This is a genomic window from Streptomyces sp. NPDC034099 (assembly GCF_055575415.1).
This window is the reverse complement of record NZ_JBVISR010000030.1, coordinates 1-11,815: the sequence shown is the minus strand read 5'-3', so window position 1 is coordinate 11,815 and position 11,815 is coordinate 1. Positions and strand designations below refer to the sequence as shown.

Here is an 11,815-nt window from a genome sequence, read left to right as displayed (position 1 = left end):
CGGCAGCCGGTCCACGAGACGCCGCGACCACGAGCCTCCAGGTACCGGCGCGGCCGGCGCACCGGAACCAGGTCGGTAGCCCTCTCATGGTGGGGGGGGTCATAAACAAGGGGAATGAGTGCACGGGCTGACTCGCCGGTCAGCCGTTCCTACGCTTGCGGCATGAGTGGTCTGCCGGATGGGGAAACGCTGCGGCTGCTGGTGCTCGTCGGAGAACTGGGCAGCCTGGGCAAGGCCGCCGCCGAGCTCGGCATCGCCCAGCCGTCGGCGAGCAAGCGGGTGGCGACCCTGGAACGCAGGCTGGGTCTGGCGCTCATCGAACGCACCCGGCGCGGCTCCACCCTGACGACGGACGGTCAGACCGTGGCCATCCGGTCGCAGCGCGTCCTGGACGAACTCGCGGCGCTCATGGCCGACGTGGGGACCCAGCGCGGCAGGCTCAACGGGACCCTGCGGGTGGCGGCCAGCATGACGGTGGCGGAGTACCTGGTGCCGGCCTGGATCGGCGAATTGTGCCAGGACCACCCCCATCTGCAAGTCGGTCTGCAGGTCACCAACAGCGAGCAGGTCCCGGAGCTGCTGCGCAGCGGCGCGGTGGAGATCGGATTCATCGAGTCGCCCCACGTGCCCCGCGGACTGACCTGCAAGACGGTGGCCACCGACCGGCTGATCGTCGTCGTGGCGCCCGCCCATCCCTGGGCATGGCGCCGCAGACCCCTGGTGGCATCCGAACTCGCCGCCACTGCCCTGGTCGTCCGCGAACGTGGCTCGGGCACCCGGGTCTCCTGCACGCCGGCCCTGCGCCGGGCCGGCGTGCAGGAGACCCGCCCGCTGCTGGAACTGGGCTCGGCAGCGGCCGTGCGGGGGGCCGTGATCGCGGGCACCGCGCCGACGGTGATCCGCGAACTCGCGGTGGGCCCGGACATCACCGACGGCCGGCTCGTGCAGGTGGACGTCGACGGGGTCGAACTGCGGCGTGTACTGCGGGCCGTGTGGCCCTCGGGCCGATCTCTGATCGGCCCTGCCGCCGACCTACTCGCCGTCGCGTCGCGGCGGGCATGACCGGGTACGGCCCGTCCGGTCGGGACGAACCGTACCCGGGCGGCACAACCCTCTGGGGGGAGTAGGGGCATGCCACTGCGGGCGAACGCGACACCCACGCAGAGAGATACGCACCTCCCCTGCCATATGTTGAAGGCGACCGCCTCACAACGGCAGGGTTATGCCCAGCTCCCTCATCGCGATCGACGGGGGCCCGCCCTCCGAACGCTCCGTCTTGTATCCCCTGACACGTGCGTCGAGGGTGCGGGGATCGACGGCCTCGGCCGGCGCGCCCTTGGTGTACAGACCCTCGGGCTCGGCATCGCGGTCGTGTGGCAGCAGCCAGAACACCCGCCGCCGGAACGTGCCGGAGGACCGGGACGCCTTCGCCCTGGGGCTCAGTCGGGCGTATCCGACCATGCGTCCGTCGCGGTGGTAGGCCGGTTTGCCGCCACGGGTGGGCAGCCGGTCGAGACTCTGGCGAACGTAGTCGAGCAGCCCGATGTCCTCCAGCCACACCAGCTCGGTCTCATGGCTGATCTCGTCCTCAGTGATCAGGGAACTCACGCCGCCGCTTCCCCCTCTTCCTCGGTGAGCAGGCCAATACCCGGGTAGTGCTTGCGCTGGTTGGACAGAATCATCTCCTTCGGCGAAGCCAGCCCGACCAATTCCCGAGTGCGGGTGGCGAACGCACGTGAAGTCATCGCGGGCGCACCTTCACTCTGGCACCACACACGATACGCGGCGTAGAGAGCCGTCTGCTCTGCACGCAGTTCGCTGCCGAGGCGGCAGCACTCGTCGTAGAAGCGGCCGGCGTGGTCCTCCGTCTCCGCGTAGGCCGTCGTGGCGATCCGGACCCGCTCGGGTCCGGTCAGGTCACGGTCACCCGAGAGGTAGCGGCGGGCCCCATCGATGAGCCACCCGAGGATGCCCGGGCCCTCCTCGGTGACGAGGATGTCGGCGAGATTGTCGATCTTCCGGTCATCGGACACAGTGCGTTCGAAGGGAATCAGACGCATCCGGCGCCAGAAGGCGAAGCCGCCGGTGCCCACTTCGGGGCGGTGGTTGCCCAGCAGCCACAGCTTGTGCGTGGGCTGGAAGCTGAAGAAGTCCTGCCGCATGCGGCGGGCCTTGATGCGGTCCCCGCCGGTGAGCAGCTTGACCCGTGCCTCGTCGAACTTGTCGCCGTGCTTGACCTCGGAGCAGACGATGACTCGACGGCCGTGCAGCTCCGCCAGGTCCGTCGGGTGGCCCTCGTAGGGGCGGGCCATGAGAAATCCGGGCGGAGCGGCGTCGGCGTAGTCACCGAGGAGTTTCATCAGGACGTCCAGCAGGACGCTCTTGCCGTTCTTGCCGTAGCCAAAGAGGAACGGCAAGACCTGCCCACCGACGTCTCCGGTGATGGAGTAGCCAAGCAGCAGTTGGAGGTAGGCGATCACTTCCCGGCCCTCGGCGTCGTCGCCGAAGGTGTCGGTCAGAAAGCGAACCCAACGCGGCGCGGGTCCGTGGTCGGGCCCGACGGACGTGGACCGGGAGTGGAAGTCCTTGTTCGGGTCGGGCTGCTTGACCAGGCTGGTACGCAGGTCGACGATGCCGTCGGGCGTGCACAGGGCGTAGGGATCGGCGTCCAGCAGGGCGGCGTTCAGGACCATGCCCGGGGCGGACTTCGCCTGGGCGAGCATCGCGTTCATCCCCGTCGTGGACAGGGCCCGGCGGCGGTGCGTCTGCAGGGCCTGGGCGGTGTGGATGCCTCGCGGGTCCTGGACGGTGATGGCCTCCGCGAGGTCACCGGCCGCCCAGAGCACGGTGTCGTCCTCGTCGATCTGCCAGCGCGTGGTGTCCCAGCGGTACCAGCCGATCCCGGGGACGTGCCGATAGTCACGGCCGTAGAGCTTCACGAAGAGCTTGGCGTTCCCCCGGTCGGTGAGGGTGTCGGGCAGCAGTCCCGATGCCGTCGCCTCCCCGTACGCGGCCGGCTGGCCACCGGACTGGATGGGCAGCGGCACCGCCGTGCCCTGTGAACGGATCTGCGCGGCGACGGCATCGGGGTCGAAGTCGAAGAGAACCTCGTTACGGGGCGATGTCATGGGCGCCTTCCCCGTGAGGGCAGTGGATGCTCGCGACCTGCCGAGAGGCCGCTGCTGATGATTCCTTCCGCCCGGCGTTCCTGCCCTGGGCGCGCGGCTGCGGCGCTCTCCCGCAGAGCGCGTCGTGCGGCCTCTTCCTCGATCCTGCCCGCCGCGACGAGGCCGCCGAGCGTGTACGCGGCCCGATTGAGGGCGTCGGAGAAGCCCGCGCCCTCCGAGACTCTGCCGCAGGCCTCGACCGGCGCTAGGACGGCGGCGAGCACCCTCTGAGTGCCCGTGTGGGCTCCTCCTGCGGCGAGCACCGCCTGTTTGGCGCGGAGCGGCACGGGCCGGGGCGCGGGCACGGCGGAGGCGGACAGGTGCCCGGTGCGCTCCAGTTCCTGCTCTAGCCAGACGGGGAGGACGGCGGGCTCGCGCACGTCTCCGACGGTGGTGTAGACACCGTCCCGGGTCCGGGTGCCCGGAGCGACGATGTAGCCGCCGTGTGCTCGTACGTCGACCTGCCAGGCGAGCGCGCGGCCCGAACTCGACCCGGAAGAACAATGCCAGCGCCTGTTGGCCGTGGCCCGGTACCAGACGTGCAGGCCCCCCGAGGGCGTGCATACCCGCAGCGTCGTGTCGTCGTCCGCAGGACTGGGGCGACCACGAAGGGCTGCGAGGACCGCCAGTGTGTGAAAGCCGTTCGAAAGCCCCGTCAGGTCCACGTGGTCCGCGATGGGAATGCCCGGCAGGATCCGGTTCCGGCCCGGGGGTTGGGTGGTGTGCGCGTCGATGTCGATGACGACCAGGCGGGCGGGCCCGCATGCAATGCCGATACCCAGCCCAGGCCGGCCACCCCACCACTCGGCGATGCGTCGTTGGTCGAGGGTGGCCGCGTGGAAGCCGTGACACCACCGGCCCTCGGCGTGGCAGGGACACTGTGTGGGCTGGTGAGAACCTTCGCGGCAACGGGCGCAGTTGGCCACCGGGGTCTTGCACCAGGGGGCGAGCGGATGCACCGGCCAGCCACGACGAGCGAACCAACTCGCGGTGGCCAGTGCGTCCTCGGTGGCAGCGGCAGAGCCCGGTCGCTTGGCTTTGTTGGAGGAAACCCGTAGCTCAACGGACACGCACACCCCTTATAAGCGACCGAAGCGACTCAACGACAGACAGAGCCTATCCAACGTGCCGCACAAGGTCGTGGAACGTGATCCCTTAATGCCCTGCCTGCCGGGGCAGACGTTCGAGCCGCGGGCTCCGTCCAGCGACTGAAGGAACATCAGCAGCGACTCAAGGCTGTTCAGTCGCTCTCTACAGTCTTCTGAAAAGAACCAGGTCACAGGCATGCAAGAGCCAAAACAGCGACTGAAGCGACTGAAGGACCCTATATATGACGCACACGCCCACACATGAGGACGTCATATACCCGTACCTCCAGTCGCTTCAGTCGCTGCAAGCTTTCGACAACCCGTCTGACCTGCACTTTTACCTTCGCGGCCGCAGCGACTGAACAGCCGCTGAGTCGCTGTTCCTCGGTCGCTGCCCTGGCTGGCTTGTCTTGAGGCTGGGTAAGGGATCCGAACTGAACCAAACAGCCAGGGGCCACGTTCCAGTCCCTGCGCGCCTGTGCCTGTCTGCTGCCTGGCGCCACGCCGTGACCGGCTCCCGCCTTCGAAGGATTGCGCGACAGTGAACAGAAAATGCACAGTAGCCCTCTGCGTAAGCGTCCTTACCGTGTCTATGGCTACGGGTTGCGGAATTATCGGCAGTGATGAGAACCGCGTCACGCTGGGCACTACGGCCCAGCTCGAGTACAGCGCTGACGCCCCCTCCCCGCTGGACCCCGCGGCTGCATATGACCTGGGTGCATGGAACATCATGCGCAACGTGTTCCAGACTTTGCTGAGGCCCCCGCTGATGGCCGGCGGCAAGCCGTCTCCCGAGGCAGCGGAGCAGTGCTACTTCACCGATGGCGAAGAGACCGAATTCTCCTGCACTCTCCGTGACGGCCTTGAATTCTCTGATGGTGAACCAGTCACGTCCAAGGACGTCAAGTATTCTATAGAACGTGTGCTGCGGATCAAGTATGCCGGAGGGCCTTTCGGTCTGCTGGAAAACGTGTCGAGGGTGGAGGCACGTGATGACCGGAACATTCTTTTCCACCTCAAGCGACCGGACGCCACCTTCCCCTACAAGCTATCCACACCCGTCGCCAGTATCGTCAGCGACAAGTACTATCCATCATCCAGGGTACGAAAGGGCTTTGCGGCCGACGGAACGGGTCCGTATACCATGAAGGTGACTTCAAAGGGGAAACACGGAGAGTCGATCACATTCGACAAGAACCCCCGGTACAAGGGAACTCTCAATGTAAAAAACACGGGCATCGATCTCAAGATCTTCAAGAGTGTTGAAGACATGAGCAGGGCCCTCAAGAGGACCGAAATCGATGTGATCACCCGCGGTTTCACCTCCACTCAGGTGCGCGAACTGCAGTGGCGAGAAGACGACACCATCAACCTCTACACGCTGCCGAGCCTTGAAATCCGCTACCTCGTCTTCAACCCCAAGAATCCAGTTGTCGCCAAGAAGTCTGTTCGGCAGGCGATGGCACAGCTGATCGACCGCTCGAGCATCGTACAGAAGGTCTACCCCGATACCGGGAAGGCGTTGAACTCCATCATTCCGGCGCACATGTTCGGGCACGTGAGTTCGTTCTTCAATAAATATGGCGAACCGAATATCGAAAAGGCGAGGAAGCTGCTGGCCGCCGACGGAGTGAGGACGCCGGTACACCTCACCCTGAACTACACGACCGACCACTATGGGTCGGCCACCAGGCAGGAGTTCAAAGAGATAGAGCGCCAACTGGATGAGTCGGACCTGTTCGAGGTGGACATCATGGGCACCGAGTGGTCTCGATTCGGGACTGAGCGGCTGGGGAAGGACTACCCGGTGTACGGTATGGGATGGTTCCCTGACTATTCGGACGCCGACGGCTTTCTTTCGCCATTCCTCGGTAGGCGCAACCACTTCGAGAACGAACCGAGCCCGCGTGTACGCGACGTACTGCTTCCCCGAGAGCAGCGGGAGAGCAACCGTGCTCGTGCCGTCGAGGACCTGGAGGCTATCCAGGATTCAGTCGCCGACGACGTCTGGTTCCTCCCTCTCTGGCAGGGAGTGCAGTTCGTCGCTGCGCAGAACTACGTCACGGGTGTGGAACTGGCCGTCAACAGTTCCTCGGAACTCCAACTGTGGGAGCTACGGCGGGGTCTGCCGTCCGAGTGAAGCGCCTTGGCCAGGACGTCGGCGAACTCACTGCCCTCAAACGGGACGGCTAGCATCGTTGCCGCCAGTGTGAGGGGTGCTGTCCGTCCTCCTCCCGGTCGAGACTGGAGCAGGACTCATGGGTTAGTTTGTGATGGCTGCCACGGATGCCGCCGGTAGCCGGCTCGCGGAGTGTGTAATCGCCGTGGCGCCCAACCTCGACGAGGCCGCTGAGTACGGCAACAGACACGGGGTGAACTATGTGTCGGTCCGTCATGGCCACGACGTCACCCTCTATGGAAAAGATGCCACTGGCACCGGGTCGGTCCTTGTCGCGCTCGAGCTGCCGGCCTGGATGCCCATGCTCGCCCTGACCGGCCGGGCGAGGCTCTGGGAACCGTGTCGCTTGCGGTTCCGCCTGTTCTCCGCAGCCGGTCAGCCCGTCACCAACGGTCGGCGCAGGATTCTACGCCTTGCCCGGCACTGGCCCTGGACCGGAGAGATCACCGCCGTCCTTGAACGGCTCGCGCTCCTGCCCGACCCGACTGACCAGCAACCCACCGTCCCTGCGACAGCAACCACCCGATCCGGGCAGTGAAACGGCGCCCACTCGACGCGACAGCCGGGCCACCGGCCTGCACGGCGTCAGTTCCAAAAAGGAAAAGGGTCTACCGACGGAGTCGGTGGACCCTCAAGAAAGATCGAGGCTAAGGGCTTGCCGGGAAACAAGTCGTGGCTTCCAGCTGCAGGGCTCGTTGTTCTGGCATGGGCAGACCGGAGGAGATCGAGGGGCAGCACCGCCGCCAGGCCGTTCTGGCGGCGAAGTTCTAGGTGTTGTTGCCGCATCTGGACGAGCGTCAGCGTCGGCTGGCCATAGGGGCGGGAGCACTGTCGTTGGGGCATGGTGGGATCAGGCTCGTTGCTGCCGCGGTCGGGGTTTGAGAGGGCACGGTCTCGCGTGGGGTGGCCGAACTATGGTCTGGCCAGGCACTGTCGGGGCGGGTCCGTCGTCCTGGTGGTGGTCGGAAGAGGGCAGCGGACCTTGATCCGGGTTTGCGGCCGGCTCTGCTTGCATTGGTCGAGCCCGACGAGCGTGGTGACCCGATGTCGCCTCTGCGGTGGACGACGAAGTCGACCCGGAAACTGGCAGCAGCTCTGACCCTGCAGGGTCATCGGGTCTCCGCCGACACGGTCGCCGGCCTGTTGCGGGAGGAAGGCTTCAGTCTGCAGGCCAACGCCAAGACCGTCGAAGGCGCTCAGCACCCTGACAGGGACGCCCAGTTCCACTACCTCAACGAGCAGGCACGAGACCACAGGGACGCTGGTGACCCGGTGATCAGCGTGGACAGCAAGAAGAAGGAACTGATCGGCGACTACAAGAACGTCGGGCACGAATGGCAGCCCGCAGGGCAGCCCGTCAGGGTCAAGACGCACGACTTCCCCGGCCAGGCCGAGAAGGCGATTCCGTACGGAATCTACGACATGACGGCGAACACCGGCTGGGTCAGCATCGGCACCGATCACGACACGGCGGCGTTCGCCGTAGCCTCGATCCGGCGCTGGTGGCAGGCCCGCGGCCGACACGACTACCCCTGCGCCCGCCGGCTGCTGATCACCGCCGACGGCGGCGGCTCCAACGGCTACCGCACCCGCAGCTGGAAGACCCAACTCGCCGATCTCGCTGCCGAGACCGGCCTTGAGATCAGCGTGTGCCACCTGCCGCCCGGCACCTCGAAGTGGAACAAGATCGAGCACCGGTTGTTCTCCCACATCACCATGAACTGGCGCGGCAGACCCCTGACCAGCCACGAAGTCATGCTCCAGACCATCGCCGCGGCCACCAGCCGCACCGGCCTCACCGTCCACGCCGAACTCGACAGCGGAGAGTACCCTACCGGAATCCGCGTCAGCGACGACGAGATCGCCGCTCTGCCCATCACCCGCCACCGCTTCCACGGCGACTGGAACTACACCCTCCACCCCCAGCATCCGACGGACGCGGCGACCACCGCTGGCACGCCGGACGAGACTCAGACGGAGAGACCGGCTCGCCTCACGCGGCGTTCGCTCCGGGACCCGGAACTGACCGGGATGCCCCGCCGGCAGCTCAACGAACTCATCGACGTGTTGGCTCCAGTGATGGAAGTTCAACGCGAGCAAGTGCTCCGCACACGTCGAGGCCATGAGCGCCTGGTGGCCCCTGGCACCGGTGCCAAAGCCAAGCTGACCTCAGCCGACCGGATCCTGGTCACCGTGCTCCACCTGCGAAAACTCGCAACCATGGACCTCCTGGGCCAGCTCTTCGATACCACCGCCATGACCATCAGCCGCGCAGCGAAAGACGTCCGCCCGCTCCTGGAAACCCACGACATTCACATCCCTGCCTCGACCGCCCGCTTCCGCACACCAACTGACATCGCGAGGTTCCTCGACCCCGACAAAAACAAGATCAAACCGACGTGTTGATTCCCGGCAAGCCCTAAGGATCTGCGCTGCTGGCGAGCCATAGAGACGGCCATGACCGTGAGCGCTCCTGGATTTCCGACATCGTGTCGGATCCATGCAACGAAGGCTGGCTAGTCCTGCGAACTGGTGTCCGTTAGGTATCGGCGTGTCGCTTGCGGCGAACAAGGGGCCGGGAGTGCACGCCGCGGTGTGCACGGACGCGGCGACGGCGGCCGGGGCACGGCGCTGGAATGACGCGAACGTGCTGGCCCTGAGCCTGCGGCTGACTTCCGAACAAGCCCTCAGCGAGATCTTCCAGACCTCCTGGTTCGAGACGGGCCGAGCCCGGAGCCCGGGGTCATCGCGGCGATCACGCTCGTCGAGCGCCGAATCGCCGCGGGGCCACGATCTATCGCTCCGCCTGCGCGCCGACACGCATCCAAGCCGTACCTCGCGCCCGGAGCCAGAAGCATGCGAGCCGCGCCAGGGTGAAGACACCCACCGCGACCCACAACCAGGTCAGATCGCCGTGCGCCGCGAACAGGATCGTGAGCAGTCCGAGGAACATGGCCGTGCGCGCCAGCGACGAGCTCACCGCCTACCTGCGGCGAGTGCACGGCCGTGTCATCCGGATCGGCCGCGAGGCGTTACGGTGCCTGCTCGCCCGCCGGGGCGTCACCTTCCAGCGGACCAAGACGTGGAAGGAGTCGCCCGACCCCGAGCGCGACACCAAGCTGAACCGCATCGAGGAGGTGTTGGAGCGTTTTCCGGACCGTGTCTTCGCGTTCGACGAGTTCGGGCCCCTGGGTATCCGGCCCACCGCCGGGTCGTGCTGGGCCGGCCCGAGCGGCACCCCGCGACCTGCCACCGAACCCACGGGGTGCGCTACTTCCACGACTGCTACTCGATCGGCGACGACACCCTCTGGGGCGTCAACCGCCGCAAGAAGGGCGCCGCGAACACCCTGGCTGCGCTGAAGCCGATCCGTATGGCCCGGCCCGGCGGCGCCCCGATCTACGTGATCCTGGACAACCTGTCCGCCCACAAGGGCAGCGACACCCGCCGCTGGGGAAAGAAGAACAAGGTCGAGTTGTGCTTCACCACGACCTACGACTCGTGGGCCAACCCCATCGAGGCGCACTTCGGACCGCTTCGCCAGTTCACCATCGCGAACTCGCACTATCCCAACCACACTGGGCAGACACGGGCCATGCACGCCTACCTCTGCTGGCGCAACGCCAGCGCCCGCCACCGCGATGTCCTGGCCGCCGAACGCAAGGACCGCGCCCGCATCCGCAAGCGAGAAAGGGATCCGCTGGGGCAGACGCCCCCTCGCCACCGCAGCCTGAACGATCCAACGAATCTACGCGGTCACAGCACTGGCGAGCAGGGGCTCACCGGGCAGGCGAACCGCTCGTGACCATGGACTCATGCGGGCGAGAGCATCTCCTGAAGGATGCGCTGCAGCTCGGTCCGGTCCTGCGGAGTGATCCTCGCCAGCCTGCGGTCGTACTCCGCCGCGAGGGCTGCAAGTGCACGATCTCGTGCCTCTGTGCCCTCAGCGGTCAGTACGAGCCGGTGACGCCGCAGGTCCGCCTCGTCGATCTCGCGGCGGATGAAGCCCTTGGTGACGAGGTTGCGGACGTAGACCGTCACGCTCGCCTTGGGCAGCAGCAGTGCCGTTGCGATCTCGGCCGGGTACGGCGATGCCTCCACCTCGGCCAGGACGAAGAACTCCTTCGTCTCCAACCCGAGCTCGGCCAGCTCCTCCGTGCAGGCATCCATCACGACTGCCAGCAGCCGCTGGTTCAGCGTCCACAGCTGCGCCCCGTCGACCGACATGCGGGCCCTCCATCCATGTGATACAGTTTGGTACTAGTTTCAGATCGTACAAGATGGGTTTTGTACTGGACTTCTATGGAACAACACTCTCACGAAGGAAGCCGGGCATGATTCAGCACCTCCCGATCCCGCGCGGTCCCATGAACCTCGCCGCGGACCTCCACCTGCCCGGCAACGCCGACAGCTGCGCACCGCTGCGCGCCGTGGTGCTCTCCACCCCGGGCAGCAGCGTGAAGGAGCAGATCGGCGCCAACTACGCCTCCCGTCTCGCCGCCCGCGGCATCGCCGCGCTCGTCCTCGACCCCGCCCATCAGGGCCAGAGCGAGGGCGAGCCTCGCGACCTCGAAGACCCCTACCGCCGAGGTGAGGACATCTCCTACGCCATCGACGTGCTCACCACGACCCCCGGCATCGACCCCCAGCGCATCGGCGTCCTCGGCATCTGCGCCGGTGGGGGCTACGCCGTGCACACCGCCCGTACGGATCACCGCATCAAGGCGGTCGGCACGGTCGTCCCCGTCAACATCGGTGCCGCGTTCCGCAGCTTCTCCCCCGACGGTCCGGCCGCATCACTCGACGCCCTCGCCGACGCACGGACCGAAGAGGACCGCTCTGGCGAGATGACCCGCGTGAACTGGCTGCCCGATACCCTTGAGGACGCCACGGCAGCGGGCCTGACCGACATCGACACCACTCAGGCCGTCACCTATTACCGCACGGAGCGCGGTGGTAACGAACACTCCACGAACCGGCGCCTCCTGCGCAGCGACTCCCTCCTGCTGGGCTATGACGCCTTCCACTTGGCCGATCAGCTCATGACCCAGCCCCTGCAGGTCGTCCTCGCCGGACGCATCGGCAACACAGGCTCCTACGACATGGGCATGCAGCTGTGGAAACTGGCCCCCAACCCGGTCGACCTCATGATGATCGACGGCGCCGGCCACTACGAGATGTACGACGAGCCCGCATACGTCGACGCCACCGTCGAAAGGCTCACCAACTTCTACGTCAACAACCTGTAAGGCATCCAACCCCGCGAACCTATGCGGTCACAGCACTAGCCGGCCCGCGGCCCACACTGCGGCCAGCCAGTAGACTCGCAGGCCGATTGTGCGGACGAGTAGCGCGAAGTTCGCGGTGAGTGAGGCGCGGAT

General features: G+C 66.4%; 8 protein-coding genes and 4 pseudogenes. 7 read left to right on the top strand and 5 right to left on the bottom strand.

Annotated features, from left to right (window positions below; translation table 11 throughout):
• Positions 1 to 162: 162 nt before the first annotated feature.
• Positions 163 to 1,062 carry a LysR family transcriptional regulator gene (locus ACZ56V_RS38985; protein WP_468948547.1) on the top strand — a complete coding sequence of 300 codons (900 nt, stop codon included), beginning with the start codon at positions 163 to 165 and terminating at the stop codon, positions 1,060 to 1,062.
• A 144-nt stretch (positions 1,063 to 1,206) separates the two neighbouring features.
• Here ACZ56V_RS38985 and ACZ56V_RS38980 read toward each other — a convergent pair whose 3' ends face one another.
• Genes ACZ56V_RS38980 through ACZ56V_RS38970 form a run of 3 tightly spaced genes read right to left on the bottom strand, consistent with a single transcriptional unit; the run spans position 1,207 to position 4,237 of the window.
• A complete protein-coding gene (locus tag ACZ56V_RS38980; RefSeq protein WP_468948546.1) occupies positions 1,207 to 1,608 on the bottom strand; it encodes a DUF6009 family protein in 402 nt (133 codons plus the stop codon).
• Entirely contained in the window at positions 1,605 to 3,128 is a 1,524-nt protein-coding gene (locus tag ACZ56V_RS38975; RefSeq protein ID WP_468948544.1) for a DNA primase family protein, read from the bottom strand. The genes ACZ56V_RS38980 and ACZ56V_RS38975 overlap by 4 nt, the downstream gene beginning before the upstream one ends.
• Complete coding sequence (locus tag ACZ56V_RS38970; protein ID WP_468948542.1) at positions 3,125 to 4,237, bottom strand: bifunctional DNA primase/polymerase; 1,113 nt, start codon at positions 4,235 to 4,237, stop codon at positions 3,125 to 3,127. The genes ACZ56V_RS38975 and ACZ56V_RS38970 overlap by 4 nt, the downstream gene beginning before the upstream one ends.
• Before the next feature lie 610 nt (positions 4,238 to 4,847).
• Here ACZ56V_RS38970 and ACZ56V_RS38965 point away from each other — a divergent pair.
• From ACZ56V_RS38965 to ACZ56V_RS38950, 4 genes and pseudogenes are all read left to right on the top strand, one after another.
• Entirely contained in the window at positions 4,848 to 6,395 is a 1,548-nt protein-coding gene (locus ACZ56V_RS38965; protein WP_468948622.1) for an ABC transporter substrate-binding protein, read from the top strand.
• A 304-nt stretch (positions 6,396 to 6,699) separates the two neighbouring features.
• Positions 6,700 to 6,972 (top strand): annotated as a pseudogene (locus ACZ56V_RS38960) (transposase); the annotation flags it as partial.
• Positions 6,973 to 7,205: 233 nt separating this feature from the next.
• A pseudogene (locus tag ACZ56V_RS38955) lies at positions 7,206 to 8,840 on the top strand (ISAzo13 family transposase).
• Between the two features lie 127 nt (positions 8,841 to 8,967).
• A pseudogene (locus ACZ56V_RS38950) lies at positions 8,968 to 9,150 on the top strand (RpiB/LacA/LacB family sugar-phosphate isomerase); the annotation flags it as partial.
• Positions 9,151 to 9,228: 78 nt separating this feature from the next.
• Here the strand turns inward: ACZ56V_RS38950 and ACZ56V_RS38945 are convergent.
• On the bottom strand, positions 9,229 to 9,414 hold the full coding sequence (locus tag ACZ56V_RS38945) for a hypothetical protein (RefSeq protein WP_468948625.1): 186 nt from the start codon (positions 9,412 to 9,414) through the stop codon (positions 9,229 to 9,231).
• Here ACZ56V_RS38945 and ACZ56V_RS38940 point away from each other — a divergent pair.
• A pseudogene (locus ACZ56V_RS38940) lies at positions 9,407 to 10,168 on the top strand (transposase); the annotation flags it as partial. The gene ACZ56V_RS38945 and the pseudogene ACZ56V_RS38940 sit on opposite strands and share 8 nt — an antisense overlap.
• 79 nt (positions 10,169 to 10,247) lie before the next feature.
• Here ACZ56V_RS38940 and ACZ56V_RS38935 read toward each other — a convergent pair.
• Entirely contained in the window at positions 10,248 to 10,661 is a 414-nt protein-coding gene (locus ACZ56V_RS38935; protein ID WP_468948540.1) for a MarR family winged helix-turn-helix transcriptional regulator, read from the bottom strand.
• A gap of 107 nt (positions 10,662 to 10,768) precedes the next feature.
• On the opposite strand from ACZ56V_RS38935, the gene ACZ56V_RS38930 reads away from it, so the two are divergent.
• Positions 10,769 to 11,683 (top strand): alpha/beta hydrolase, encoded by a 915-nt coding sequence (locus tag ACZ56V_RS38930; protein WP_468948538.1) that lies wholly within the window; start codon positions 10,769 to 10,771, stop codon positions 11,681 to 11,683.
• Positions 11,684 to 11,815 lie beyond the last annotated feature (132 nt).

Bases quoted from the DNA above. Each gene is read 5' to 3' on its own strand.
- ACZ56V_RS38985 (WP_468948547.1), top strand. From the start codon at position 163: ATGAGTGGTCTGCCGGATGGGGAAACGCTGCGGCTGCTGGTGCTCGTC.
- ACZ56V_RS38975 (WP_468948544.1), bottom strand. From the start codon at position 3,128: ATGACATCGCCCCGTAACGAGGTTCTCTTCGACTTCGACCCCGATGCC.
- ACZ56V_RS38965 (WP_468948622.1), top strand. From the start codon at position 4,848: ATGGCTACGGGTTGCGGAATTATCGGCAGTGATGAGAACCGCGTCACG.
- ACZ56V_RS38935 (WP_468948540.1), bottom strand. From the start codon at position 10,661: ATGTCGGTCGACGGGGCGCAGCTGTGGACGCTGAACCAGCGGCTGCTG.
- ACZ56V_RS38930 (WP_468948538.1), top strand. From the start codon at position 10,769: ATGATTCAGCACCTCCCGATCCCGCGCGGTCCCATGAACCTCGCCGCG.